General features: G+C 41.1%; 23 protein-coding genes. 13 read left to right on the forward strand and 10 right to left on the reverse strand.

Annotated elements, in window-relative coordinates:
* Positions 1 to 311 precede the first annotated feature (311 nt).
* Positions 312 to 1,691: a cytochrome P450 gene (locus tag AC5JMF_RS24545; RefSeq protein WP_495798318.1), complete on the forward strand. Its 1,380-nt coding sequence runs from the start codon at positions 312 to 314 to the stop codon at positions 1,689 to 1,691.
* Positions 1,692 to 1,856: 165 nt separating this feature from the next.
* Positions 1,857 to 2,474 carry a Uma2 family endonuclease gene (locus AC5JMF_RS24550; RefSeq protein WP_495798319.1) on the forward strand — a complete coding sequence of 206 codons (618 nt, stop codon included), beginning with the start codon at positions 1,857 to 1,859 and terminating at the stop codon, positions 2,472 to 2,474.
* A gap of 109 nt (positions 2,475 to 2,583) precedes the next feature.
* Here the strand turns inward: AC5JMF_RS24550 and AC5JMF_RS24555 are convergent, their stop codons facing one another.
* From AC5JMF_RS24555 to AC5JMF_RS24565, 3 genes are all read right to left on the reverse strand, one after another.
* Positions 2,584 to 3,162 carry an acyltransferase gene (locus tag AC5JMF_RS24555; protein ID WP_495798320.1) on the reverse strand — a complete coding sequence of 193 codons (579 nt, stop codon included), beginning with the start codon at positions 3,160 to 3,162 and terminating at the stop codon, positions 2,584 to 2,586.
* 106 nt (positions 3,163 to 3,268) lie between these two features.
* Positions 3,269 to 4,123, reverse strand: coding sequence for an FAD-binding domain-containing protein (locus AC5JMF_RS24560; protein WP_495798321.1), 855 nt, complete (start codon positions 4,121 to 4,123; stop codon positions 3,269 to 3,271).
* 76 nt (positions 4,124 to 4,199) lie between these two features.
* Positions 4,200 to 4,400 carry a hypothetical protein gene (locus tag AC5JMF_RS24565; RefSeq protein ID WP_495798322.1) on the reverse strand — a complete coding sequence of 67 codons (201 nt, stop codon included), beginning with the start codon at positions 4,398 to 4,400 and terminating at the stop codon, positions 4,200 to 4,202.
* Between the two features lie 144 nt (positions 4,401 to 4,544).
* Here AC5JMF_RS24565 and AC5JMF_RS24570 point away from each other — a divergent pair, with 144 nt between their 5' ends.
* From AC5JMF_RS24570 to AC5JMF_RS24580, 3 genes are read left to right on the forward strand one after another with little or no spacing between them, the layout of a single operon-like run.
* Positions 4,545 to 5,024: a type II toxin-antitoxin system VapC family toxin gene (locus tag AC5JMF_RS24570; RefSeq protein ID WP_495798323.1), complete on the forward strand. Its 480-nt coding sequence runs from the start codon at positions 4,545 to 4,547 to the stop codon at positions 5,022 to 5,024.
* Positions 5,005 to 5,196 (forward strand): hypothetical protein, encoded by a 192-nt coding sequence (locus tag AC5JMF_RS24575; RefSeq protein ID WP_102184839.1) that lies wholly within the window; start codon positions 5,005 to 5,007, stop codon positions 5,194 to 5,196. The genes AC5JMF_RS24570 and AC5JMF_RS24575 overlap by 20 nt, the downstream gene beginning before the upstream one ends.
* Before the next feature lie 59 nt (positions 5,197 to 5,255).
* Complete coding sequence (locus AC5JMF_RS24580) at positions 5,256 to 5,399, forward strand: DUF5615 family PIN-like protein (protein ID WP_495798421.1); 144 nt, start codon at positions 5,256 to 5,258, stop codon at positions 5,397 to 5,399.
* Here AC5JMF_RS24580 and AC5JMF_RS24585 read toward each other — a convergent pair.
* The 5 genes from AC5JMF_RS24585 to AC5JMF_RS24605 all read right to left on the reverse strand — a co-directional run bounded on the left by AC5JMF_RS24585 (position 5,370) and on the right by AC5JMF_RS24605 (position 14,194).
* Positions 5,370 to 8,678, reverse strand: a complete 3,309-nt coding sequence (locus AC5JMF_RS24585) for an SAV_2336 N-terminal domain-related protein (RefSeq protein WP_495798324.1) — start codon at positions 8,676 to 8,678, stop codon at positions 5,370 to 5,372. The two genes, AC5JMF_RS24580 and AC5JMF_RS24585, sit on opposite strands and share 30 nt — an antisense overlap.
* Complete coding sequence (locus tag AC5JMF_RS24590) at positions 8,675 to 9,721, reverse strand: AAA family ATPase (protein ID WP_495798325.1); 1,047 nt, start codon at positions 9,719 to 9,721, stop codon at positions 8,675 to 8,677. The genes AC5JMF_RS24585 and AC5JMF_RS24590 overlap by 4 nt, the downstream gene beginning before the upstream one ends.
* A gap of 21 nt (positions 9,722 to 9,742) precedes the next feature.
* Positions 9,743 to 12,199 (reverse strand): VMAP-C domain-containing protein, encoded by a 2,457-nt coding sequence (locus tag AC5JMF_RS24595; RefSeq protein ID WP_495798326.1) that lies wholly within the window; start codon positions 12,197 to 12,199, stop codon positions 9,743 to 9,745.
* A gap of 61 nt (positions 12,200 to 12,260) precedes the next feature.
* Positions 12,261 to 13,166: a hypothetical protein gene (locus AC5JMF_RS24600; RefSeq protein ID WP_495798327.1), complete on the reverse strand. Its 906-nt coding sequence runs from the start codon at positions 13,164 to 13,166 to the stop codon at positions 12,261 to 12,263.
* 350 nt (positions 13,167 to 13,516) lie between these two features.
* On the reverse strand, positions 13,517 to 14,194 hold the full coding sequence (locus AC5JMF_RS24605; protein WP_495798328.1) for a GntR family transcriptional regulator: 678 nt from the start codon (positions 14,192 to 14,194) through the stop codon (positions 13,517 to 13,519).
* Positions 14,195 to 14,284: 90 nt separating this feature from the next.
* On the opposite strand from AC5JMF_RS24605, the gene AC5JMF_RS24610 reads away from it, so the two are divergent.
* From AC5JMF_RS24610 to AC5JMF_RS24645, 8 genes are all read left to right on the forward strand, one after another.
* Positions 14,285 to 15,892 carry a 2-isopropylmalate synthase gene (locus AC5JMF_RS24610; protein WP_495798329.1) on the forward strand — a complete coding sequence of 536 codons (1,608 nt, stop codon included), beginning with the start codon at positions 14,285 to 14,287 and terminating at the stop codon, positions 15,890 to 15,892.
* Positions 15,893 to 16,048: 156 nt separating this feature from the next.
* Positions 16,049 to 16,624: a ribosomal protein S5-alanine N-acetyltransferase gene (gene rimJ, locus AC5JMF_RS24615; RefSeq protein ID WP_495798330.1), complete on the forward strand. Its 576-nt coding sequence runs from the start codon at positions 16,049 to 16,051 to the stop codon at positions 16,622 to 16,624.
* A 115-nt stretch (positions 16,625 to 16,739) separates the two neighbouring features.
* The gene (locus AC5JMF_RS24620) at positions 16,740 to 17,813 is read left to right on the forward strand and encodes a DMT family transporter (protein ID WP_495798331.1); all 1,074 of its coding nucleotides are present in this window, start codon (positions 16,740 to 16,742) and stop codon (positions 17,811 to 17,813) included.
* Between the two features lie 286 nt (positions 17,814 to 18,099).
* Positions 18,100 to 19,308 carry a peptidoglycan-binding protein gene (locus AC5JMF_RS24625; protein WP_495798332.1) on the forward strand — a complete coding sequence of 403 codons (1,209 nt, stop codon included), beginning with the start codon at positions 18,100 to 18,102 and terminating at the stop codon, positions 19,306 to 19,308.
* A 134-nt stretch (positions 19,309 to 19,442) separates the two neighbouring features.
* Positions 19,443 to 19,667: a hypothetical protein gene (locus AC5JMF_RS24630; protein WP_495798333.1), complete on the forward strand. Its 225-nt coding sequence runs from the start codon at positions 19,443 to 19,445 to the stop codon at positions 19,665 to 19,667.
* A gap of 16 nt (positions 19,668 to 19,683) precedes the next feature.
* On the forward strand, positions 19,684 to 21,375 hold the full coding sequence (locus tag AC5JMF_RS24635) for a protein kinase domain-containing protein (RefSeq protein ID WP_495798334.1): 1,692 nt from the start codon (positions 19,684 to 19,686) through the stop codon (positions 21,373 to 21,375).
* Positions 21,376 to 21,521: 146 nt separating this feature from the next.
* Positions 21,522 to 23,702: a protein kinase domain-containing protein gene (locus AC5JMF_RS24640; RefSeq protein WP_495798335.1), complete on the forward strand. Its 2,181-nt coding sequence runs from the start codon at positions 21,522 to 21,524 to the stop codon at positions 23,700 to 23,702.
* Positions 23,703 to 24,004: 302 nt separating this feature from the next.
* On the forward strand, positions 24,005 to 24,772 hold the full coding sequence (locus AC5JMF_RS24645) for a hypothetical protein (RefSeq protein ID WP_495798336.1): 768 nt from the start codon (positions 24,005 to 24,007) through the stop codon (positions 24,770 to 24,772).
* Here the strand turns inward: AC5JMF_RS24645 and AC5JMF_RS24650 are convergent.
* Both AC5JMF_RS24650 and AC5JMF_RS24655 read right to left on the reverse strand, forming a co-directional pair.
* Entirely contained in the window at positions 24,769 to 25,569 is an 801-nt protein-coding gene (locus AC5JMF_RS24650; protein WP_495798337.1) for a PhnD/SsuA/transferrin family substrate-binding protein, read from the reverse strand. The genes AC5JMF_RS24645 and AC5JMF_RS24650 overlap by 4 nt on opposite strands.
* Positions 25,566 to 25,805 carry a hypothetical protein gene (locus AC5JMF_RS24655; protein ID WP_495798338.1) on the reverse strand — a complete coding sequence of 80 codons (240 nt, stop codon included), beginning with the start codon at positions 25,803 to 25,805 and terminating at the stop codon, positions 25,566 to 25,568. The genes AC5JMF_RS24650 and AC5JMF_RS24655 overlap by 4 nt, the downstream gene beginning before the upstream one ends.
* Positions 25,806 to 25,947: the final 142 nt, after the last annotated feature.

The raw sequence follows: 25,947 nt of genomic DNA on the forward strand, positions 1-25,947 counted from the left end.
GGGACTGGGGATTGGGGACTGGGGACTGGGGATTGGGGATTGGGGATTGGGGATTGGGGATTGGGGACTGGGGATTGGGGATTGGGGACTGGGGATTGGGGACTGGGGATTGGGGAATTGTCATTTGTCATTTGTAATTGATTATTCTCCGCGTCCCCGCGTCCCCACGTCCCCGCCTCTCCCTCATCTCCCTCATCTCCCTCATCCCCCTCATCCCCCGATTAGTGAGCGAAGTCGAACCACATCCCCCAACCCCCAACCCAACGCGACGTGCTAACAATAGGAATTAGATGCCCTCAACTCTACGAGCTATGACAACAAATTACAATCTGCCTGATGGGCCTAAGATGCCATATTATCTACGGCTGATTAAGTTTATTGCTCAGCCAGTGAAATATGTAGAAGATTTTGCCAAAGTTTACGGTGATACTTTCACGATTTGGGGACGCGGTGACACGCATATGGTGTATTTTAGTCGGCCCCAAGCGCTTGAGCAGATTTTTACTGCTGATTCTAGCCACTTTGAGTCTGGTAGAGGAAATACAGGTCTAAAATTTTTGCTGGGCGATCGCTCTTTTATGTTAGCGGATGGTGAGCGTCATCAGCGTCAACGTCAACTTTTAGCTCCTCCTTTTCATGGCGAAAGGATGCGGGCTTATGGTGAGGATATCCGAGAAATTGCTAGACAGGTGAGTAGTGAATGGGCTATTGGTAAGCCTTTTAATATCCGGGCGTCGATGCAAGAGATTACTTTGCGTGTTATCTTACGGGTTGTGTTTGGTTTAGATGAAGGGCCGCTGTTTGAAGAATTGAGGCGATCGCTAACTTCTCTACTAGACTTTATCAGCTCACCCATAATGTCCAGCGCTTTCTTCTTACGGTTCATGCAACGCAGCTTGGGTGAATGGAGTCCTTGGGCTAGGCTTTTGCGACAACGCCAAGTAGTGGAGAAATTAATTTATACTTTAATTCGAGAACGTCGGGCTGAATCTTACCAAAATCGTCAAGATATCCTCAGTTTGATGATGGCTGCTCGTTATGATGATGGGCAACCAATGTCAGATGCAGAATTACACGATGAATTAATGACACTGCTCGTTGCAGGACATGAAACTACTGCTTCAGCATTGACATGGGCTTTTTATTGGATTGATTATTTACCTGAAGTGCGTGAGCAGTTACTACAAGAACTTGCTACCCTTGATGTCAATCCAGATTTGAGTAGCATTGCTAAATTGCCCTACTTAACAGCAGTTTGTCAAGAAACTTTGCGGATTTATCCAATTGCCATGACTGCTTTCGTGCGAGTTGTCAAAACTCCTATTGAAATTGGGGGTTATCAATTACCAGAAGGAACGTTAATTATTCCCAGTATTTATTTAGCCCACCATCGAGAAGAAGTTTACCCACAGCCCAAACAATTCAAACCAGAACGCTTTTTAGCAAGACAATTTTCCCCATACGAATATTTGCCTTTTGGTGGCGGTAGTCGTCGCTGTATTGGCATGGCATTTGCTCAATATGAAATGAAAGTTGTTTTGGCGACTATTCTGGCAGATTTTCAAATATCGTTAACTAACAAGCGTCCTGTGCGTCCTGTACGTCGGGGTTTAACTCTAGCCACACCAACAGGGATGCGGATGATTGCAACGCCTCAAGTAAAGCGTGCTAATACGCCTGTGCTAGTCTAAGCAATACTAGTAGACTGTTTCAGCTAAAATAATGCGTTTGTAGTAAGGACTTTAGTCCTTTAATAGGAAAGCACTAAAGTCCTTACTACGAACCCTACAAAATTAATAAGACAGACCACTATAGTAAGCTGGAATCCTAATTTAGGTATTGAAGGAAACAGCATTATGTTTCAACCTTTAGTAGAACCGATAAAATTTGAAGAATTCATCGAATGGAAACCAGAAAATGGTCGATATGAATTACACAAAGGAGTCATAATAAAAACGCAGCCAACAGGAGAACATGAGTTAGTCAGAGCATTTTTGATTAGAGAACTGAATTTTGAGATTCGCAGATTGAAGAGAGCTTATGCGATTCTTGGTCAAGCATTAGTCAAATCAGTTGATCAGAAATCTGGGTATATTCCAGATGTATTGGTGTTGAATCTCCCTAACTTGGTTAACGAACCATTTTGGAAAAAATCATCAACAGTTACTCAAGCAGAATCAATTCCATTAGTAGTGGAAGTTATCAGCACGAATTGGCGGGATGATTATTTCCTGAAATTTGGTGAGTATGAGGAAGTTGGCATTTTAGAATATTGGATTGTTGATTATGCTGCTTTTGGTGGGAGGCGGTTTATTGGAAATCCTAAACAGCCTACAATATCAGTCTATGTTTTAGTTGAAGGTGAGTATCAAATTACTCAGTTTCGGGGAAATGACCGCATTCAATCAGCTACTTTTCCAGAACTAAACTTGACTGTTGAACAAATTTCTCAGGCTGCTTTAGGAGAGTATTAAATAATTCGTAATTCGTAATTCGTAATTAAGTTTTGTAATGGGGATTTCACTCCAACATAAAACTTGCCGATTAGAGAATCGGGGGACTTAAATCTACGGAACTTGTTAATTATTCTTGTTTTTGAGCTAGCTGTTGATAATGTTCGCGATCGCGGTATTTAATTATTCTCATTGGTTGATTACCAACAATTGCTAAAGCTTCAATATTAGCAGTTACAACCGTACCTGCTGCCACAATTGCCCCGTCTCCAATAGTTACTCCTGGGACAATTAAAACATTGCCACCAATCCAAACATTGCGACCAATATTCACAGGTTTATGAATGTAAACGTTATGTTCGTAGGGCAAATCGTTACTTTGATAGTCATGGTTTGCAGAGAGGACGACAACATTAAATCCAATTGTAGTATTGTCACCAATTGTGATACCACCACGACCATCTAATAAAACATCTGTTCCAATATAAACTTTATTGCCAAGAGATATATTTTGTGGATGTTCAATTTTAATATCTCTTTTAAACCGAACACCTGAACCGCAAAACTTTAATTTCTCTTTAATTTCTAAATGCTTGTATCGTCTAATTTTCGATTCTAAATATTCTATCCAAAATACTAAGCGAGGTATAATCTTTTGCTCTAAGAATTGCTCTAATTTATGATTAATTTTAAGTTTTATTTGTTTCATAACAAGCTTTCACCCTATGAGAAAGAAAAATATAAGTAACAAGGCATCTAATCTTATCCATTAGGGTTCCCAAATTAGATCAATTTTTCATCAGCATTAGTAACACCTACTTTTTACTTTTCTTACCACGCTGCCAAGTTTGGCTGTTGGGTTGTTTGTTAAATTCTCCTTTGGGGAAAAGTCGCTGTTCTATCTCTTCATAACTACCCTCAAAATCACAATGACCATAAAGACGACATTGCTGACAATAAATATTTTTGGTGTAGCGTTCTAAATTCTCGCGATTGAAAAAATAAGGTTTATGGCTGAAGGTACTAGCAACCCACTGCCATGACATATTATTACTAGCTGGGTCGCCATCTAGAAGATGTTCAAGAAACCATTTAGCTCCAGCTTGCCAACGAATGCGTCGCCAATGAATAATGTATGCTGCTAACCACATGCGTGCATGGTTATGTAGATAGCCAGTTTCTCGCAAGTCACGGCTGAAACTGTCGATGCAAACTCTGCCTGTAGTTCCTTGGCGGATATCTGCTGACAATTCGGGTGCATATTCACTCCCGCTGTAACCAGTTTTGTATTCTTCTTGGTCTTTCCAGATATCATTCCCTAGCTTCAAATACAACCGCTGCCAATAATCGCGCCAGCTTAACTCATTAATTAGTTTTGTTGCTTCGTCTTGATGTTGTACACGGTCAAGCACAAATTCTCGGATTTCTCGCAAGCTTAAAACGCCATAACGGATGTAAGGCGAAAGTCGCGTCACAGCACCTGTGAAAAAGTTACGTGATTGTGCATAGCGCACTGGGTCAATTTGTTGCAGTGCTTTGTGTGCAGCTTTGCGTCCTCCGACAGTTTCGCTAATGTGGTCATCTCGTTTCACCGCATTTGGAAATTGTTCGCGGAGGTAAGTGATTAACTCATCACGGTTAGTAAATTCGCGTCGCATATCTTTAGTCATCAAAATCCTCAGTTAAATTAGCTACACATTCTCAACTTACTTTTTGATCGCTTTAACTAAATCTTGGATCGCTTATTCATTTCACTGTTGATAAATGCCATCCGCCTATATGTATCTCTTTCCCTTCACCAATGTTGACGTTGTATTTGCCTAGTTGCGATACAATTTGGCGATCGCCTGCCAGAAGTAGCTGACGTAAAAATTTTATATCCTCATCAGTTTGCTGTCCAATTTCAACTCGATGCAGAGTTTCTTGGATCTGCTGCGTATGTGTCATTGAATACCTGTAACCAATAGAATTGTAATTAAAGTAAAGCAGCTATATCATTTTACTGTTGTAGCACTTTTGCCCAGTCAGAATAAGTAAATTTTGGATTTTACGCGCACATAGCTACTTTACAGTTTCCAGTCAAAATACAACATGACTAAAATTTATCTCGATGTTTGTTGTCTGAATCAAACTTTAGACAATTTAGAACAATTTCGGATGCGTATGGAGGCTGAAGCAGTAACAGAAATTATTCAAAATTGCGAAGATGGCAAGTGGATATTGATGAATAGCGATATTATTGAATTTGAGGTTAGTCTACATTCAGACTCATTTAAACAACAACAGGTCAAATTGATACTAAATTTAGCCAATATTTATATTCAATCAACTGAAAATATTGATTTGAGAGCAGAAGAGTTAATGAAGTTGAGTTTTAAATTTCACGATGCGTTACATTTGGCTTTTGCAGAAGCTGGAGATGCTGATGTATTTTTAACGACTGACGACCGACTGCTTCGGAAAGCAAAAAAGTTTCCAAGTATTTTGAACATAGAAGTCGAAAACCCTACCATTTGGTTAATGAATGTTTTGCAAACAGAGGAAGAAAACAATGAAACTGAAGGAAATTAGGCAACAAGGATATCAAGCTCTTATTGATGCGTTAGGAGTAGCAGGAACGCTAAGGTTTTTACAGCAGTTAGAAGTAGGTTATGGTGACTATACTAAAGAACGTCATCAATGGCTCAATCAACTCACAATAGATGACTTCCGTAATTATGTTAAACAGAAAAAAGTTGAATAACAAGCACTCATCTTGATGAAATCGAATTGGCAATTAAGCGTAATGAGGTAGCCTAGTCGATAGCACGATTTTACGCAGACGAGCAATTTCCGTTTCCAGTTGTGGAATTATTACGTAGTTTGGGACATGATGTTTTGACAGATCAAGAAGCAGGAAAGGTGGAACAAAGTATTTTAAACATCGAAACCATACTTTTCTTTTAGCAAGTTTTTTATATTTTCATTAGGTTCCTCTCCATAGTTAGAAGCGATAACCCTTCCATAATCTTCTAAATCAATACTTTCAGTTGATTTTAGTGCTTCCATAAAAGCTGGTTCGACATCATCTCTTATGAGAACAAAGTAATATGCCCATCTTCCTGTGCTATCTTTAGCTTTGAGCTTATGAATTAAGTGACCTCTACTTGAAATTACTTGATCTACATAATAAGTAGAGTCATTTTTACTAGAGGTACTTTTCTTATCTGGTTGCGCTTTTGGCGAATCCCATTGGATTGATTTTGACAAGGCATTAGCTACAGCATTCTGAACCTGCTCTTTTTCATGATTCTTTATGGACTCTAAAACTTTTCGTCCCTCTGAACTTGCAATCCCGGCTAATGTATAAGCGTATGCACTAATCTCTGTCTGCTCGCCCATACCGAGACTAATCTGGTTTTTTAGTGTATCTATATCGCTCATACTGATAAGTGCTAGAAAGCAACGCATAGCAAAATTATATTGATCAGCGTCATCCCTTGGACGGTTTACTCCCAACATGAGTGCGGAGGTAACTTGATGTCCACCTGTTAATGCTAAATATACTAGTGCCTCATCGCGTGCTTCCTTATACAATGTATCATCTTGGAAAATTTGTAAAAGTGGTTCTATCATTTCAGGAACGAAACACCCTAATCGACCCAGAGCGATAGCTACGTTACGTTTAGCCTGTGTTGGCAAAGGTGAAGAGATTAGATCTTGCAGAACATCAATATCTAGCGGACGATCAATAGTTTCTACTACAGGTAACTGTTTGTGAGACTTGGCTCCATCTGCCACAAGTGCCCATTCATCAAGCCAGTCTGCTTGGGCAAATACAGTTTTTTCAGGGGCGCAGATACTCAGAACAAGAGCAGCCCTGCTTCGGGCAAAAGCATCCCGCTTCTTGTTCATGGCTATTTGCTGTAAGCGTTTGAGTTCGGCTTCAGTCAAAGTGTAAGTTGTGGAATAACTGCCAGTCATTGCGTTAGTCAACCATGCGAGCGCCCATGTAGCTGCGGTTGATACTGCGTAGTTATTCATCTCTTCTTCCGCAGCCGTGAACAATGCACTAACCGTTTCACGCAGAAATGAGTCAGATAAACAATTTATTTTTGCGTCAGCTTTATTAGTCTGTAAACGAAAGAAGGCTTCGATCAAATGAATTGCTGCGTCAACACGTTCTTCAACAGAAATACTAGCAGTTAGCTTTTCAACGAGAGGGTTTAATATCTGAACAGCGTTTTCTGAAGTAATATTAGTCTCCTCTGTTGTTAAACTTAGGAGAAGACCAATTCTATTTCGATGGGAATTACTAGCTTGAACGTAATTTTGCAGCAATCGATTTCGACATAGCTGTCCAAAACGAGATTGCATTACTGCACAAAATGCCTCATCCATCGGTGTTTTTGGCTTAGAACCAGTGGCATCAAGGTCATTTAAGTTATTTATAGCTGTATCGATAATTTGGTAAACTGTCTCATCTTTTAAATCAGGTTCTTCTGCCAAGTATTGCAGAGCAGAAATAGCTAGAGTACGGGCTTCCTTTGCTGACGTTTTATCAGATGGCAGTTGCATGAGAATAGCATCATCAGCACTTCTATCGCTTGTCGTTACATTACATTTTTCTAAATTTTCAGCAACTTTTGCATACTTCCCACCTAAGCATCTTAATATATTAGCCGTAACCGTTGCAAAATATTGTATTTCTTCAACAATTTCACTATCCCTAACTTGTGGCGGATTCTTTAAAACAGCAGCAAAGTCCTCTAGCGATAAACCTGCTTTTTTCGCTATATAGTTTGATACCTTATCTACTATATTCAAAACATACTGGGAAGGAACAGAATCAACTAATAACTCCCGTACTCCCTCTAGAAATTCGTACTGAACATAATCAGGATTGATATCTGTATTAATTTCAGATAATGGTTTTAATAATCCACCTAAAAATACCTCAGCCACATGAACTTGTTGAGATTTGTCTAACAGTGTTTCCCGAATCAATCGCACAATTGGCAAACTAATCACAGGTGCAGAAGCTAATAATCCTGCCAATTTTCGTGCCATTGGTGAAGCTGTCACCCGAAAAGCCTGTACACGCTGTTCTGCACTCAAATCACTATGAGTAAGATTAAATAAACTACTTTCCTTATCAACAGGAGTTGCATTTAACTTAAACACATATCCCAGTGTCCAAATATTGCCCTTACCCGACAACATTTGCGCCCAAGTAGCGACCTTATCTTGTTCTAAGGTAAATACAGGAACTTTAACCCCCGTTTCCTCATCAAGTTCATCCCAGAATGACACTTCCTTGGCAATTAATTTCTGGTTACACACTCCCGGAGTCAACCCCTGCAACCGTACTTCTGAGGCTCTACCTAAAGCAGTTCTTTTCCACAGCCACTTAGGAAGCATTTGGACAATTGCCATTGACCCTTGTTTTGCCCAGAGTTCTAATACAGGTGTAACCCCTCCATTGCGCCAGAGAGATGATACACAATCACTGACTACCAACACCAAACGCCGACCATTAGGGTCAATTAATTCCTTGGGACTACGGAGAGTTTGATTTTTAGCTGCTGTACCAATACCCCGACGAATCTGCACTTGTTCATTTCCATCTGTAATTAGTCCCCAAACCCTCACATCTCGGAAAATTCCATAGTTTTTCAGCAGTCGTTCTAATTCCCTAATGGTATGTCTCCAAATTTGCATGGAGATGGCTTCATCAACCACTAACTCTAAATCTAACCAAGGTTCTACTATGGGTCTAAGTACAGGTATCCAAAGCCCTTCATCCGCAATTCTTTGAATGGTAGCGGCTTCATCTAAGACTAATTCCCTCCCAGAAGGAACACGACGCATTAAGGGCTTTAACGCTCGTGCTAAGGTTAAAGGCTCACGCAAAGAAGGAGCATCAGGGACTTTAAAGGATAAATCTGAGGATGATGATTTGGAATTTGCTTGCTCATTTCGAGGATAAATACCTGCTTTTTGTTCTTCTAGTGACTGATTTGGTGTTTCTTTTAACTTGGAAATTTCTGGCTTGGGTTCTGGCAATATTTCCTGATTTGGCTGACCTCCCTCTTTGTTAATTTCCTTCTCGTCTTCTGTTGGCAGGAGTAAGACTAATTCAGCTTGAAATTCCTGCATTTGTAGTGCTAGCCAAATCGTATCAGCAATTTCTTTGGCTGACATTTCTACTTCTTTACTCAATGCAGTAATTAACTGGTCAATCATCTGTCCTCCGCACTGGTTAAGTATTTCAGCAATACTTCAATCAGGTCTTTTTCTTCTGCTGGTTGCGGTTTAAACTCACGAGTGACTATATAAATGGCATTCAGCAGTTGATCTGTTGCTATATCCCCACTTTCTCGCAATGTTCTGAATTTTTCAATTAATTGATTTATTTTTACCTCATCTTTCGTTATCACATCACTGCCTAAATGTGCCTTTACAATTTCCTTCAAAGCGGTTGCATCAGGTTCATAAGGCATATTTAACCTTAAACAACGCCTCAGAAATGCTGGTGGAAAATCTCGCTCACCGTTGTTGGTTAACAGAATAAAAGGGAAATTTTGACAGCGCACTCGACCTGCTTTAATGGGAACATCTATCCCATCATAGGTGCGAACTTCTACCTGATTCGCTTCTTTAGAAATCCGCGCTAATTCTGGAATTTCAAATTCTCCTTCTTCAAACAAATTGAGTAAATCATTAGGTAAATTAATATCACTTTTGTCTATTTCATCAATCAGCAACACACGAGGACGACGGGAAGGAAGAAGGGCTGTACCTAGTGGGCCAAGTTGAATGTAACGACCAATATCTTTACTTTTATCACCCATCTGTACATCTTGCAGACGGGCGATCGCATCATAACGATATAATCCTTCCTGTAAGGTGGAACGAGCAGTAATATACCAAGGTAACACCGCCCCTAATTTTAGTTCATAAGCCACAGCATAAGCTAAAGAAGTTTTACCTGTTCCCGGTTTTCCTGTTACTAACAAAGGTCGTCTTAAATACAAAGCTGCATTGACCATATTAATAACAGTATTTTTATCATTACTTTTATCGGTGTGGATGCGGAAACTTTTACCCCTTTGCTTATTCCTTGTATCCTCCTCTAAAACCTCAGAAAATTTTTGCCATCGTTGCTCAATTTCATTTACTAATTCATCATCTACACCCAGAAATTTACGCCAACTAGGGGGCGGAGGAAGTTGATTAATATTATCGTGTGGTTCACTATTACCTTGAAAGATTTTCCAATCTGTCATTTTTTTAATTTAAACTCCCTGTTATTGTCCCGGTGTTGTTAATTGCAGCATGACATTAGGTGTAAGACGATGAGGATTTTCCCAAAGTAGGGCTAAATGAAAACCTAAATGCTCTTCCGTCTGAGCATCAGCTTCTTTTCTAGCTTGTCTAACTGATTCACACAAATCACATAATGGTTTAAAGCTTAAAATTTTATCTATTTCCCTCACCTGATCGCAATTATGAATATCACGTCTTGTCCAAATTGCAATCGGTGTTGTTGCGGTTAAGATGGCATTAAATAAATCCTTGGTTTTGGCTTTGGGAGGAGCGCAAGTTACCTTCAGTCCTATTTTGTCTTGTAAACTATTTCTTAATAATTTCCAATTAAAATTCTCCATTTCTTCTAGATGTGCAAATGATTCTTGAACCACTTCATTGTGTAAAACATCTTTAACTCTGTCCCAATACTTATACCAATCAGATAAATAAGAATCTAAATAATTAAGATTCAAACGTTCTAGCGATCGCAGTCGAATTGGATACTTAATCCCCAAAGTTATCTCCTCTATTATCGGGTCAGAAATTTTCCAGCGATCTACCTCTGTACCAATTAAATCACTGGGTAAAAATACCTCAATAATTAGCTGATATTGTTTACCTCTAAGATGTCTGAGGCTTGTCTTCAGAAATTTGTTCAGTTGTTTTTCTATGTCATCAAATTTACATAATGTTTCTAGTTGTTGTTCGTCTCTATCAAGTAATGATATAAATTTAGATATGTCGTTTCCTGGTACTGAGTCATCAATAATTAACCAAGCATTCAGTAAAAATTGCTGATTATCATCACAGCGCTCAATGGTAGCGATTAAATAGGATTCATGCTGTCCTTCTTTGTTAGAAAAAAAATCTGTTGAGTATTTATCTTTATTTTCCTCTGGATGCTTTTTTGATGCTATTTCTTCAGCAACGATACTCAGTTTATTACGAATTGCTTGAGGAACTTTTTCATCTTGACTTAACCGATTAAAAAATTCAAATAATCTTCTGAATCCCTCAAGTTCCTGTAATATTTGTGTAATATTATTTGCCTCTAAATTCCACACACCAGCATCGGGAGGCAAAGCATCTTGATATGCTTGTTGAATACTTTCTTGAGGAATACTAGAAAAATCTAAATCTTTAAAGGATTCTTGAGAACGATTGCCAAAATTACTGTCTTTAGCCAGTAGTTGAATAAGTGTACAATTATCGCCTATATGTATATCTTTCCCTTCGCCAATATTGACGTTATCCTTACCCACTTGGGATGTAGTACCTGTTGCAGCAGTCTGTTGGCTAGAACTTGAAACCTTATTACCTTGCGACTCATCTTTCACAACTTTACGTTTAAATAAATACCCATCATGCACGCGCATGAAGATAACAGGGGTAGCAAAATCGCGCTTGCCATGCTGCGTATCGAGTGCAATTGTACGGCGTGCATTTTGCGCGGCAATATCTACCGGGTTATCTTGGGCTAATCTCTTGTAGAATTCGTAAGCAAATTGACTTGCCGTTAAATTAGATACTTCGTACTGCATCGCCACGACTACAGGTATATTCTGCTGCACAATTTTCGAGGCTACACTTACAAAAGCTTGTGATGCAGAAGACATTCCACTTTCACAAGCTTGCAACAATACAATACCTGGGCGATGTCGATTTAGTAACTCAGCAAAACCTCCAGCATCTATCCATGATGCTGTGTTAAATACTTTTTTTACTAAAGCAATTTGTCCAACTTCTTCACCATCCTCATCTTGCAAACGACCATGACCGATAAAGTGGAAAATATGGGGCTGTTTTTCTAACAAAGCATCAATAGCGTTAGGAGTGGCTGGATTGACAATTGGCAATAACTCAATACGTTCAGATTGCTCCTGAGCTAAGTCTTCCAGTACTGATTTTACTGTTTCATACTCAACTGTACCTAAATCCTTTGGGGCTGCGATCGCCAATGCAATCCTTAACTTTTCTCCCTGTTCTAGCTGAATTGGTGGAGCTGGATGCCATTGGGCGCGTCGGCGAGAAAAGACCAAGTTTGGATGTGTACTTATCCAAATTTCACCCAAGTTTGCACTCCCAGGTAAGCACATGAATTCCCAAGGCAGTGCGGCGATTTCTGCCATCCTTTGCTCATCAATGTCTAGTTCGACTCGCAACAGTTGGCTTTCTTGCTGTACAACCTGGAAATGAAAATTTACAAAGTCTTGACGCAACGTATCGTCAAATAAAGTATTAAATAGCACTTCTCCAACCAGACGCGCTTGCTTGGAGTTTTTGATTTCGCCATTTCGTGCTGTATTAATCAGGGAGTTAATTTCTTCTAAGTTATCTTTGTAACGAAAGACACCAGAAGGTTCTCCCAAAAGCTTGTGTTGAGCGTCCCACTTTTCTACCTGCACGCGCTCAACATTAGCTACACGGATGCGATAAGTATAATAACTTTTATTCATATCAGAACTAGCTTCTGCCTTTGCCGTAGCAATACATACATTTTAATGATGTGAATTAGGTTTATTTCGGAAGTGTTAAAGTCCAGAATTCGGCATCACCACGGGCGAATTGGCTTGCAGCACCATCCCCTTGTCCCAATAATCTCTGAAAACGCTCCGACAAGGCAGCAGCTACATCTTCTAAAGTAGAAGTTAACCAGTTCATCTTCGGTTCAGCCCATACCGTACCCCGCACAGTTATCGAATCATTCCCCTTGGGCACTTTAAAGACAATTGCAAATTTTGCTGTCCCAATTCGTTGTAAATTGTCATCATTAATACGCCAGTAACACAGAGAGTTACCTTCGCCGTTAGTGATAATTTCTGAATAACCAAGTTGATAACTGTAAGCTGGGACGGCTAGAAAAGCCTTGAAATTATCCTTAGTTGACAAGCTTGCTTTCAGATTATCAGGAATCGATGGTAACAATTGAGCCAACTGGGAGCTATCGATTCCTAAACTCCATTCCAAGTCACCACCCAAGCCCACATCCATCCCTACACCAAAACTCATTACTGAGCGCCATTTATCGGATGGGAATAGGCTTTGAATAATTGGCTCTTTGCTTCCTTTCGGCCCAAAATCTAGCTCGCAGGTTAACCGCCGAAACTGAGCGCCTCGCTCAGGTCGTAAATCTACGGTATGAGTCATGTAATAAAAGTCTAACTGGTCGCGCATCTGCTGCTTGTAAATGTCAATCAGTTCTATGCCGCTATTTTTAAATGTCTCCTCTGTGAGGCGAATTAACTTATCTTGAGGATTGCCAAAACTGACTTTTGTTTTAAACAGACTGTCAACAGCTTCCGCCCCAATACTTAGTTTTGTACCACCAGCGAGAGTTCCCTCCCATTTCTGAACCTCTTGTAGTAAGTCAGATAATAAGGCATCCGTCTGTTCTGGGTTTGAAGGGGTTAGCTCATCGTTCATCTGCACCGTCTCCTTTGTTAAAACTTCCGTTTTGAATAAATAGGCATTTGGACATATCAACAGAATCTACAAAAGTAGATTCTGCGGTTCCTAAATATTTTTTGGTTCATAAGTATTATTTTTACAATACAAGAGTATTTTGCTAGCAAGCGAAAGTTAATAGAAAGATATTTCTAATATCTTTCAGAATATGAAGTAAAATCCATTCACATCAGCTTTTAAAAAAACTTCGGATTGGCGATCAAGAGGTGAACGATGAGACCATGAAGGCAGTGACTCGCGCTCTTCCTGCCCTGCCCTCAACCAATTAGTTGCTGATTGAAGACAAGACGAAAGCTTTTGTTTACGGATCAGCTCTGAGCTTTTTGCTGTAAGTATGCAACTAACTGTTCTCCTGCGGTGTCAATATGTCGTTTGAGTAACCTAATAGCAGTTTTGGTATCTCGCTTTTGACAGGCATCCAAAATTTGATAGTGTTCTTTTTGCGATCGCTCTTGATAATCCATCTGCGTCATTTGCACCCTAACATAACGGTCTATATTAACGTGCAAATTTTTAATCATCGTCAGCAGTCGTGGACGGTCGGCGCTTGTGTAGAGTGTGGCATGAAATTCCCAGTTGAGGTTGGCCAACTGACCTGCATCGGTTGCTTGGTCTGTTGCTTCCAGAATTACTGCCGCTTTTTCTAAGTTTGATTGGCTGAAGTTGAGAATTGCCAACTCCATCGCTTTTACTTCCAAAGCGCTGCGAATCTCACAGATTTCTTGCGCCTCTTTAGCTGTCAGCACCGATACCATCGCACCGCGATTGAGATGCAGTGTAACTAATCCTTCTGCTTCTAGCTGCTTGAGTGCCTCGCGTACAGGAATGCGACTGACTCCAAACTGCGTAGCGATTTCATCCTGTCTTAGGGATTGTCCCTCCTGGAATATACCCCGCAGAATCGCCTCCCGCAAAGCATCGGCAATTAAATCTGGGGTACTGCGTTGTTGTTGCAGTACGTTAGCTGCTAAATCATTTAAATTCATATTTTATATTGTATACAATTTTGTGGATATTGTATACAATATCCAAAGTAATCTAGTTAAACAATCCCATTCATACAACGTGAGATAGTTATGAGCATCGCATCTCAACCAGACCGAGTTATTATCTTCGACACCACCCTACGTGATGGCGAACAGTCACCAGGCGCAACTCTCAATGTACAAGAGAAACTAGCGATCGCTCATCAACTTTCTCTACTTGGGGTTGATGTGATTGAAGCTGGATTTGCCGTTGCTAGTCCTGGAGATTTTCAAGCTGTTCAAAGCATTGCAGAGCAAGTTGGGATTCTGGGCGGGCCGATTATTTGCAGTTTAGCAAGAGCTGTTCGCCAAGACATTCAAGTTGCCGCCGAAGCCTTGAAACCTGCGGCTCGTCCGAGAATCCATACAATGATTTCTACCTCTGATATTCACCTCCAGTATCAGTTGAAAAAATCCCGTAGAGAAGTCCTGGCGATCGCTCAAGAAATGGTTGCCTATGCTAAATCCTTTGTAGATGATGTTGAATTCTCACCGATGGATGCTAGTCGCACTGATCGGGAGTTTCTCTATCAAGTACTCGAAGGTGCGATCAGAGCCGGTGCAACCACCATCAATATTCCCGACACTGTTGGTTATTGCACACCCAAAGAAATGGGAAATTTAATTCAGGGAATTCAGCAACATGTTCCGAATATTCATCAAGTCATCCTTTCAATTCACACCCAAAACGATTTGGGTTTGGCAACAGCTAACGCCCTCGCAGCCATAGAAAACGGGGTGCGTCAGGTGGAGTGTACGATTAATGGCATTGGTGAACGAGCCGGGAATGCAGCCTTAGAAGAGATTGTCATGGCTTTGCAGGTGCGTCAACCCTATTTCAATCCTTACTTTGGTCGTGCGGTTGATTCTGATGCACCTCTAACCAACATCAAAACTCCAGAGATTTACAAAACTTCATCCTTAGTTTCTCAACTCACAGGGATACTGATTCAACCCAACAAAGCCATTGTCGGGGCAAACGCTTTCGCCCATGAATCGGGAATCCATCAAGACGGTATTATTAAGCACCGTCAAACCTACGAAATCATGGAAGCGGCGGCGATCGGTTTGCCAGAAAATCGGATTGTTTTAGGTAAGCACTCTGGGCGTAACGCTTTCCGTACCAGGCTTAAAGAACTGGGGTTTGAGTTGAATGAAACAGACTTGAATAAAGCCTTTAACCGATTCAAGGAAGTCGCCGATAAGAAAAAAGAAATATCCGACTGGGATTTAGAGGCGATCGTCCGGGATGAAACACAAATTCAAGTAGAAAGCGGCTTTCAACTAGAACATGTACAGGTAATTTGTGGTGACTGCACTTGTCCAACTGCAACCATCACAATTGTCACACCTGATGGCAGAATTCTTACGGATGCAACTGTGGGTACAGGGCCAGTGGATGCAGTGTATCAAGCAATCAATCGTCTAGTGCAGATTCCCAATCAACTGATAGAGTTTTCTGTACAATCTGTGACTGGCGGCATTGATGCGCTGGGAACCGTGACAATTCGCTTAGGACATCAAGAACACACATTTTCCGGTCAAGCATCCGACACTGATATTGTAGTAGCCGCAGCTTATGCCCATATCAACGCCCTCAATCGTCTCTATCGTTACTTGCAAACCCATCAGTTAGATTCGGTTCTTGTGTCTGGGTAGTGGGGACTGGGGACTGCACTTCGACTTCGCTCAGTACAAGTTCCCAATCCCTGCTATAATATCCTCACCATTTTTAAATAATTCGTAATTCGTAATTCGTAATTAACAGAAAATTGCAGCCTAGCAGGGTAAGTGGGAGTCTCCTGGGAGGTTTGGATGAAATCAGAACTGCCAATAATCGCCAGCGATCGCCTGTTATTAAGAGTAGCGATCCAAGAAGATATACCCCAAATTCTCAAATACTTCACTGATAACAAAGCATATCTGACTCCGTTTTATCCTACTTGGTCTGATGGTTTTTTCACTGAAGAGTATTGGCAGTATCAACTGGAAAACAATTTTCTTGAATTTATTCACGATCAATCCTTAAAATTATTTATTTTTACCAAAAGAAAACCAATTGAAATTATCGGAGTTGTCAACTTTAACAACATTGTCCGAGGCGCGGCTCATTTTTGTTATTTAGGATATAGCCTTGCCGAAGCGAAACAAGGTAAAGGTTATATGACAGAAGCCCTAAATGTAGCAACTGAGTATTTATTTCAAGAATTAAATATGCATCGCATCATGGCAAATTATATGCCTCATAACCGACGCAGCGGTAATGTACTTAAAAGGCTCGGTTTTGTCGTCGATGGATATGCTAGAGACTATTTATTGATTAATGGAAAATGGGAAGATCATGTTTTGACAAGCCTGATCAATCCCAACTGGCAAGCCCCACAGGATTAAGGAACGCGATCGCTTTTATTGAAACTGAGTATTCTTTCCTTCACAAAAAGACATGATTAGGTAAAATTAGGTAAAGCAATCTTTGCGTTTGTTAAACAAAGGCATCAGCAAACTCATGCAGCTGAAATTTAGTGAATCTCGACTTCCCTTCGCTCCTCTACTATTAATCGCTCCCTTTTTCTTATGGGGTACAGCGATGGTAGCTATGAAAGGAGTGATACCCCATACCACGCCACTATTCATGGCGGGAGTACGTCTTATACCGGCTGGGGTATTGATTCTGATTGCAGCAGTATTCATGGGCAAACCCCAGCCAAGAGGCTGGGGTGCATGGTTGTGGATTGTCTTATTTGCCCTAGTTGATGGGACACTATTTCAAGGCTTTTTGGCAGAGGGGTTAGTGAGAACTAGCGCCGGATTGGGATCTGTAATGATTGATTCTCAACCTTTGGCTGTGGCTTTGCTATCGTTGTGGCTATTTCAGGAACGCATTGGTCTTTGGGGATGGCTGGGGTTAGGATTGGGAGTCACAGGCATTAGTCTAATTGGTTTACCGGATGAGTGGATTTTTCATATTCTTGACTCAGGCGCGAATATTACCCTTGGTAATTGGCAACAGCTATTTAGTAGTGGTGAATGGTTGATGTTGCTAGCAGCCTTGTCGATGGCTGTAGGAACTGTATTGATTCGATTTGTCTGTCGGTATGCTGATCCGATAACAGCTACTGGATGGCACATGATTATCGGTGGACTACCATTATGGGGAATTTCATCGGTTGTAGAATCTCAGCAGTGGCAGAATCTTGGAGTATATGATTGGACAGCTTTAGCTTACGCTACAGTATTTGGCAGTGCGATCGCCTACGGATTATTTTTCTATTTTGCCTCTAGTGGCAGTTTGACTAGCTTAAGTTCCCTCACCTTTCTCACACCAGTATTTGCTCTGTTATTTGGCAACCTCTTACTCTCAGAAGTTCTCAGTCATATCCAGTGGGTGGGAGTATGCCTAACTTTAGTTAGTATCTATCTAATTAATCAACGCGATCGCCTTGCTGGGCAAAATAAGATTAATATTGTGGATGAAAAAATCAACACACAGCAACCAGTCTTAGAGGCATCCACCAAGAAGCTAAACACCATGACCTTATCTGTGAGAGAATCTGAACCAGAAGTAGGGGTGAGGGATTAGAGGCTAGGTGAAGATGAGGGAGATGAGGGGGATGAGGGAGATGAGGAGCAGGGGAAGCAGGGGAGGCAGGGGGAGCAGGGAAGGAATAAATAATAACCAATTCCCCATGCTCCTAATCCCCACTGGGCTTCGCCCCGCTTCGCTAACGTGGGGGCCCCGAGTTCCCCATTTCCAATTACGAATTACGAATTACGTACAGCCCTTCGGGCATGAAAACAGCGTAGCGTTAGCGAGTTTTTTTCTGTCGAAGACGCTACGCGAACGAGCGTTATTACGAATTCCCCTTATGAGGCTATGCAATTCTTCAATTCTCATATTTACCTGCTTGTCTTGCTTGAGTTTTTATCCAAATCGTGTAACTGCAACCACACCAAACTCTACACCTACACAACTTGCACAAGCTAGGGCTGTGAGTCCTGTTAAGCGTACTGTTCTGAAACTCGGTAACAGAGGTTCGGGTGTGCGAATGCTGCAAACTCGATTAAAAAAATTGAAATACTATAGTGGTGCAGTGGATGGAAGGTACGGTCTGAGTACGCAAACTGCTGTGATTAAATTTCAAAAAGCACAGGGTTTAAAAAGAGTCGATGGTATCGCTGATTTAGCAACTGTCAGAAGTTTGCAGGCAGTTTCAGAGATAAAAAATCAGTTTGTACCTGCTCCTATTTTCACCCCTACTAGTACACCTCTGACTACACCTCAATCAAACGTCCAGCCTAAGTCAACCAGGCGGGGTTTCGTCTGGTGGTCATTACTTAGTATTGGGATTTTAGGAAGTACTGGCGCACTCATTTATCTAATGAGATGGTTGGGCCAAGTTAAAAAGGTGCAAAAAACCAAAACCGTCGATTCAGAAGCTTTCAGTGATGCTCACCAAAACTCGTTGACGCCGTTGTCGCAGCAGTCAGACACTACACCAAATTTGCGTGAAAATAAAATATCTCCAGCTAGCTTACCACCTGCGCCATCACCGAATTTACATGAAAATACAATATCTCCAGCTAGCTTACCACCTGTCTCTACACAACTACTATCACCAGAAAAAACTTCTCGTCTAACTAAACTTAATATTGTTGATGAATTGATTAAAGACTTACGCAGTTCTGACTCCATCAAGCGACGTAAAGCTATTTGGGATTTGGGTCAGCAAGGAGACTCACGAGCAATTCAACCATTGGTTGACCTGATGATTGATGCAGATTCTCAACAAGTTAGCTTGATTTTGGCAGCTTTGGCAGAGATTGGTGTCCGCACACTCAAGCCAATGAATCGGGCGTTAGCAATTTCCATGCAAGATGAGAGTCCACAAGTACGGCAAAATGCGATCCGTGACCTGACTCGTGTTTATGACATGATGGGACAAATGAGTCAGATGTTACGCCATGCATTGGAAGACCCCGATGCTGATGTGCAAGCAACAGCACGATATGCTCTAACTCAGATGAATCGATTACGTAGCTTACCGCCAAGTGAAGAAACACAAGACAAGCAATGAAGGTAAGTATAAGTACCGTCTAGATAAATTTTGGAGAAAATGTAAATAATTGTTAACTTTATTCACATAGCTTACCTTGTTTTTCGTCCCCAGTGATTATTCCTTGGTGGGGAATGGGGAATGGGGAATGGGGAATGGGGAATGGGGAATGGGGACACGGGGACACGGGGACACGGGGACGCGGGGACGCGGGGACGCGGAGAAAATTTCTCCCACATCCCCCGGTTACTGAGCGAAGTCGAAGTGCCCGGTTACTGAGCGAAGTCGAAGTGCATCCCCCCAACCGTTTGGTAGGATTAGATTCTAGGGAAATATCCGCAAACGGGGATATCCTCGTTGTAGCCACTCATAAAACCTAATTCATCCTTCAGCATTATGCATGTCTATTGCAGTAAACAACACGCAAATAATGGTAGCAATCGTTTTTGCACCCACTGTGGTGAACCATTGTCTCTTGCTGTTGGACAGGTTGTGGATAATCGCTATCAAATTGTGCGTCAACTGGGGCAAGGTGGCTTTGGACGCACTTACTTAGCAAAAGATATAAATAATTCTGATCAAATATGCGTACTGAAGGAATTTGCACCCCAAGTACAAGAACAGCAGGATTTAAAAAAAGCTAAAGAGTTGTTTGAGCGAGAAGCAAGTGTTTTAAAAAGACTACAGCATTTGCAAATTCCTCGTTTTCACGCTTCGCTGCAATCGAAAATAGGTAATAAAGATTTTTTCTTTCTAATACAAGACTATATAGAAGGTGATAATTTTTACCAATTATTGGAACAGCGTCACGAACAAGGTAAGACTTTTACCGAAGAGGAAATTATCACCCTATTCAAACAGATTTTACCCGTGTTGTCCTACATTCATTCGTTGGGTGTTGTTCACCGGGATATCTCGCCAGATAACATAATTTGGCGGCGTTCTGATAATTTGCCAGTGCTGATTGATTTTGGTGGTGTTAAGCAATTGCCAGCTTCTCAAGGTTTCTGGTTTACCAAGTTGGCAATTAATCATACTTTGTTAGGTAAAAAAGGTTACGCTCCAGAAGAACAACTGAGGCAAGGTGTAGTATATTTTAATAGCGATTTCTACTCTCTGGCTGTGACAGCATTGGTATTATTCACAGGTAGAGAACCGCAAAAATTATACGATAGCTATCAAGGGGTTTGGTATTGGGGAAAGGAAATTAATGTTAGCCCCAGACTAGAATCTGTATTAAAAAAGATGTTGGCTTATAAACCGAACGATCGCTACCAAGGAGCTGAGCAAATCCTTAAAGATTTACCACCTTTAGGTTCCACCATACCCCCCGTTTATATTACCAAACTAAAAACGATGGTAGCTGCCCCAAAACAAAAAAGTGGTAATAACTTCATCAGTAGATTCCACAGCCAAACACAAGCACTTGTTCAAAAAGTACATCTACCTACTTGGTTTCGCCCTTTCGCTGTCAGTTTTGGGGGAACAGCTTTGGTGATTTTAACTGGTGTTGGTACTTGGGCGATCGTCAATTCTGTGATTCGCAGCGTATCATCAATTTCAGTACCATCGATTTCGTTACCAAAACTCCCATCCTTACCAAAATCCACCAATAAACCAGATAGCAACGAAGGAACAGGTAATAGTCCTCGACAAATTTTAAGCCGTCGCCAACAATTAGAGATTCCTGAAGGATTTTTTACCCGTGTGATAGATAGCTTGTTTTATGCTAAAAAGCCAGAACTCCAGGGACGCAGCCTTACATCCAGCTCAGAAGATGAAGCTTTACGCAATGAATGGTATGGTATTGCTGGAGATTTTTTAAATAAAATAGAACAAGCTAATATCAGTACAGAAGCTCGTCAGAAATTAGGAACTTTTCGTCAACAAGATTACAATACTTGGCGAAAGCAAGCAAGAGCAGGACAGTTGGGGAACTATACAATTAGTCAACTCAACAAAGACACCAATGAAAAATTTGCTAGCTTGTTCCCCGATCAACAACGTGAGAAACTAAACCAGCAGACTTTCGGACAAATTTGGTACGCTTTAGCTGCTGATCAAGTCAGTAAAGCGCAGAGTAGATGAGGGAGATGTGGTTCGACTCCGCTCACCAACCAGGAGATGAGGGGGACGCGGGGACGCGGAGAATAATCAATGACTAATGACCAATAACAAATGACCAATGACTAATGACCAATAACAAATGACCAATGACCAACGACCAATAACAAATGACCAAATTATATTGCTCTAAAGGACACGAAAATTCTCCTGGTAGTCGATTTTGTTTCCAGTGTGGTGAAAACTTATTAGAGATGTCTATGAAACATGGTATCCAACCAGGGCAAACTTTAGGCGATCGCTATGCAATTATACGTCAACTTGGTCAAGGAGGATTCGGACGAACTTATCTAGCAGAAGATATTAATCGTTTCCGCGAACTTTGCGTTTTAAAGGAGTTTTCTCCTCAAGTGCAAACTCCTTATGTTGTGCAAAAAGCAGAGGAATTGTTTCAGCGGGAAGCGAGTGTATTATATAAGCTACAACATCCCCAAATTCCCCGGTTTCGCGAACTGTTACGCATCAATATAGAAGGTAAAGAATATTTATTTTTAGTACAAGATTATGTAGAAGGGCAAACTTATAATTCTTTATTAAATACTCGCCTACAGCAGGGTTTACGGTTTACAGAAGCAGAAGCACGCCAACTCTTACAGCAAATTTTACCAGTTCTTGATTATATTCACTCTCTGGGCGTAATTCATCGAGATATCTCTCCAGATAACTTAATTCTTCGCAATGTCGATCAACTACCAGTGTTAATTGACTTTGGTGGTGTTAAACAAGTAGTCGCTACTGTTGCCTCTCAGTATTATCAACCGGGTGAAGTTGCACATACTCCACCAGCAACTCTCTTAGGTAAAGTGGGATTTGCCCCTCCAGAACAGATGCAAACGGGGGTGGTGTCTCCTCATAGCGATTTGTATGCTTTGGCAGTCACTATAGTAGTTTTACTGACAGGAAAACAACCTCATGAGTTGATTGATACTCGCACTCTAACTTGGCAATGGCGGCGGGAAGTCAACTTGAGTTCGACTTTGGGGCAGGTATTAGATAAAATGCTCTCTGCGAGGCCAGGCGATCGCTATCAATCAGTCCGTCAAGTCCAAGCAGCCCTCAACCCCTCCCCCGTCAGCTATCCCGCAACTCAACACCCCCCCCAAAATCCCACATCTAACACCGTCGCCCTCTCCCCCACCCCAGTTGGTGAGCGAAGTCGTACCACACCCCCGGTTGGTGAGCGAAGTCGTACCACACCCCCGGTTGGTGAGCAAAGTCGAACCACACCCCCCTTTTGGACACCAGCCAAAACTTTCTTAATAGCACTAGTACTAACGAGTACTGCTGGATTAGCTTTGTGGGGAGTCAATAACAGCCGCCACTCAGGAGAAATCAACCCCACCCCCACAGCCACCCCTACCCCGACTAGTAGCCAGCCAACCGATCCCTTAGCGAAATATTCACCACAAGAACGGCAACGTAAAGAAAGATTAAGCGATCGCCGTCAACAGTTGGGCGTTGACTCTAACTTCTACATCAGTTTAGTCAATCAAGTTTTCTGGGAGAGAAATCCGAGTTTGCGAGGGCGTACACTCAGCGATGGTACAGAGGACGAGAGTTTGCGGGCGGAGTGGGATAAAACAGCAGCCCAATTGTTAGAGAAACTTTCAATACTGAGTGCTAAAGCGCGTAGGCAACTAGGAACTTACACAGCAGCCGAACGCGATCGCTGGAAAGTGGAAGTCAACAAGATTAACGTTGGTAGCCGTTCTTTATTTGATTTAGGTGATGCTGCTTTTTTAAGTGTATTTCCTGAGCAGCGCGGTAAAGATTTTGCAAATCAGCCTATAGGGCAAGTTTGGTATGGATTTGTCAGCGACAAACTCAGCGCCATCCTTGCTGGTAGTGCTTTCCAGAAACTTGTTTTTGATCCTGATGCGACGAATGAAACAGTTAGTGGTACTCTCAAACCAGGTGGTGGTAAAGTTTTCATTGCCGAACTCACCAAAGAGCAATCTTTAGATTTGCAGCTAGAAGCAAATTCTCAAGTTTTATTATCAGTTTATTCGCCTTCCGGCAAAGTTACATTTTTAGAAGATTCTAAGCAACGTAGTTTATCAACAAAATTACCAGAAAACGGTTTTTATGAGTTTGTTGTTGTGTCTACAGCACCAAAAACACTAGATTATCAACTCAGCATGACAGTCGAAACTCCTACCCCACCATCACCAACACCAACACCAACAGAGACTAGTACACCATCACCAACACCAACGGAAACTACTAGTACACCCACGCCAACAGCAACTCCTACGCCTACTGTTGAAACAACACCTGAGAATAATTCGTAATGACGCGACGCTCCTGTGTCGCTCTAAGCGAAGCTATGCCGCAGGCTTTACGCTGACGCTCGTACCTCGCTACCGCTAACGCTAACGCTATCGAGGACTCGCTACAGCTTCGCTAACGCTAACGTAATTCGTAATTCGTAATTAAGTTTTGTAATGCGGAAGAAGACGAGAACGATTTAAAAGCGTATTATGCTGCTAAAGCTGAAAATCTGGATAATTTTTAGGAATTAGGCATAAATTGTATGAAGTTAACTGGCGTTGCGATCGCAACTTCAAGCCAGTCAAAATAGTTATTTGTAGAAATGTCATCTAAATCAGGCAACACAGCTAAACTATTAGTGGGAGTTACTGCCTTTATCACGGCCGTAGCAGGCATTTTAACTGCCACTTTGGGGACAGGTGGAATACCTGCATTAATCGAAGCTATTAACGGTTCTTCAAAGACAAATCCGCAGCCAACAACTTCACCAAGTCCCTCTACAACAGAAATTTCTAAACCAAATCCCTCTGCAACAGAAACAGTAAAACCCAGTAATCCAGGTGATAACGATCAGCCTGGTTCTGGTATTATTCAAAGATCAGGAAATGGCGACTGTAACCCTAATGTAGCTACGGGTCAAGGAGCTACAATTACAATTATTTGTACTCCCAAGTCTAATAACTCCTTCGGAAATATACCCTCTTTTGGAAATGTACCTTCTTTAGAAAGATCTACCTCAAATGTTCAGTTGCAAACAACAGTAACAGGATTACAGCGTGGCAGTAATAAGTTTACGCTATTACTGACTAATAGTACGCCAGATCAATCTGTTGATATTTCTACTCGTAGACTTGATATTTCTGATGACTCTGACAACACTTATGAGTTAGACAGTTTAGCGATGCATGGCACAGGTCTTAGTAAAACTGTGCCTCCACAAGGCCGGATCAAGATTAATTATATTTTGTCTTCACCGATTAGCAATGAAGCTACCTCAGTAACTTTTACATTAAATAATGTTTGGGCACAACCAAGAGGAAGCAAGTTTTCGTCAAACTTACCTCAAATTCAATGGACAACTAAACTTTAGTGGGTAAAATTCAAACTTTTTACTGACTCAGCACTCAGTACTTGATAATCTTTTAATTCCACTGCGGAAAAACGTCTGACTCCGAATTGTTCCATCACTCTTTGTAATTCTGCATCTGGTCGGAGTAAGGCCAATTGTATTTGCTGAATTAAAGATATACCTAAATGCCGTGCTGCTACTATCGGTGGCATGGGGGAAGGGCCAAGGACTTCTACCACGCGTAAATGCTGTGCTAGTTCAGGAAAATCGTGTAATTCTTGTCCTAGCACTACACTATCAATTGCTGCACAATCGGCCAATCCCTCAACCACCCAGCGAATTGAACGCTGATGAAAGCCTGATTGTATTGTCTTCGCAAAAAAATCAAAAGAATATTTTTCTTGAATTAATTTGTGGCGAAGCAAGTTGTAGCCGCTATTTGAACCAAGGTCGTTGTAGCAAAATGTTTTCTGTGCTAAATCTGCAAACACTTTAATATCGCTATCTGCATTCACAATTACATCTGCAAAATAGATAGGACGATTTTGATAACGAGATGCCTGCATCACAGGCGCGACTAATGTCTGCAATTGGTCTGAAACACTCTGACAATAACGAATTAATGGTAATCCACAAATAAACGCTAGATCTATTTTGTCTTCAAACAGTAAAGAATCTTCAAGGGGATCGCATTCACCTTGATGTAGTTGAGTTTCTACTGCTAAAATTCGACTTAAATAAGCTGCGATCGCTTGATAAAATTTAAACCAATTAGGAGATAAATAAGATACAAATCGCAAACTTCTAGATGGAGTCATTCTTGTTCCAAAACAGAGTTATTATGAGAAGCTTGAGCTAACTTTCGCCCAGACCAATGAATATATAAAAAGCCTAGACTAGCAAAAGTTAGCAGCATAAATTTAAAAACTATTGTATATGCTTTAGTGTGCCACCACAGCTTTTTAAACAATGTTATCAGTTGTAGTAAATTACTCAAATAATCGTAATTTTTCCTTTGAGTTTTGTGAGTTGTTATATTCTGTGCTAATGCCATCTTAATTACCCTTTGAAACCACAATTCAATAAAACAACACTAAATCGATATTATTAATGTATATTATATACTATATCAAACAACTTCGTCAAAATGGCCAATTTGTCAGCCACATAATACCCAAAGAAAAGCGCACACCCAC

It is taken from the genome of Desmonostoc vinosum (assembly GCF_059505385.1).

What these genes read in the sequence shown, in the direction of transcription:
- AC5JMF_RS24605 (WP_495798328.1), bottom strand. Translation starts at nt 14,194, where the DNA reads ATGAATTTAAATGATTTAGCAGCTAACGTACTGCAACAACAACGCAGT.
- AC5JMF_RS24595 (WP_495798326.1), bottom strand. Translation starts at nt 12,199, where the DNA reads ATGAATAAAAGTTATTATACTTATCGCATCCGTGTAGCTAATGTTGAG.
- AC5JMF_RS24620 (WP_495798331.1), top strand. Translation starts at nt 16,740, where the DNA reads ATGCAGCTGAAATTTAGTGAATCTCGACTTCCCTTCGCTCCTCTACTA.
- rimJ (WP_495798330.1), top strand. Translation starts at nt 16,049, where the DNA reads ATGAAATCAGAACTGCCAATAATCGCCAGCGATCGCCTGTTATTAAGA.
- AC5JMF_RS24585 (WP_495798324.1), bottom strand. Translation starts at nt 8,678, where the DNA reads ATGATTGACCAGTTAATTACTGCATTGAGTAAAGAAGTAGAAATGTCA.
- AC5JMF_RS24590 (WP_495798325.1), bottom strand. Translation starts at nt 9,721, where the DNA reads ATGACAGATTGGAAAATCTTTCAAGGTAATAGTGAACCACACGATAAT.
- AC5JMF_RS24600 (WP_495798327.1), bottom strand. Translation starts at nt 13,166, where the DNA reads ATGAACGATGAGCTAACCCCTTCAAACCCAGAACAGACGGATGCCTTA.
- AC5JMF_RS24575 (WP_102184839.1), top strand. Translation starts at nt 5,005, where the DNA reads ATGAAACTGAAGGAAATTAGGCAACAAGGATATCAAGCTCTTATTGAT.
- AC5JMF_RS24560 (WP_495798321.1), bottom strand. Translation starts at nt 4,123, where the DNA reads ATGACTAAAGATATGCGACGCGAATTTACTAACCGTGATGAGTTAATC.
- AC5JMF_RS24650 (WP_495798337.1), bottom strand. Translation starts at nt 25,569, where the DNA reads ATGACTCCATCTAGAAGTTTGCGATTTGTATCTTATTTATCTCCTAAT.
- AC5JMF_RS24655 (WP_495798338.1), bottom strand. Translation starts at nt 25,805, where the DNA reads ATGGCATTAGCACAGAATATAACAACTCACAAAACTCAAAGGAAAAAT.
- AC5JMF_RS24630 (WP_495798333.1), top strand. Translation starts at nt 19,443, where the DNA reads ATGGGGAATGGGGAATGGGGACACGGGGACACGGGGACACGGGGACGC.
- AC5JMF_RS24625 (WP_495798332.1), top strand. Translation starts at nt 18,100, where the DNA reads ATGAGGCTATGCAATTCTTCAATTCTCATATTTACCTGCTTGTCTTGC.
- AC5JMF_RS24545 (WP_495798318.1), top strand. Translation starts at nt 312, where the DNA reads ATGACAACAAATTACAATCTGCCTGATGGGCCTAAGATGCCATATTAT.
- AC5JMF_RS24565 (WP_495798322.1), bottom strand. Translation starts at nt 4,400, where the DNA reads ATGACACATACGCAGCAGATCCAAGAAACTCTGCATCGAGTTGAAATT.
- AC5JMF_RS24635 (WP_495798334.1), top strand. Translation starts at nt 19,684, where the DNA reads ATGCATGTCTATTGCAGTAAACAACACGCAAATAATGGTAGCAATCGT.
- AC5JMF_RS24640 (WP_495798335.1), top strand. Translation starts at nt 21,522, where the DNA reads ATGACCAAATTATATTGCTCTAAAGGACACGAAAATTCTCCTGGTAGT.
- AC5JMF_RS24570 (WP_495798323.1), top strand. Translation starts at nt 4,545, where the DNA reads ATGACTAAAATTTATCTCGATGTTTGTTGTCTGAATCAAACTTTAGAC.
- AC5JMF_RS24555 (WP_495798320.1), bottom strand. Translation starts at nt 3,162, where the DNA reads ATGAAACAAATAAAACTTAAAATTAATCATAAATTAGAGCAATTCTTA.
- AC5JMF_RS24610 (WP_495798329.1), top strand. Translation starts at nt 14,285, where the DNA reads ATGAGCATCGCATCTCAACCAGACCGAGTTATTATCTTCGACACCACC.
- AC5JMF_RS24645 (WP_495798336.1), top strand. Translation starts at nt 24,005, where the DNA reads ATGTCATCTAAATCAGGCAACACAGCTAAACTATTAGTGGGAGTTACT.
- AC5JMF_RS24550 (WP_495798319.1), top strand. Translation starts at nt 1,857, where the DNA reads ATGTTTCAACCTTTAGTAGAACCGATAAAATTTGAAGAATTCATCGAA.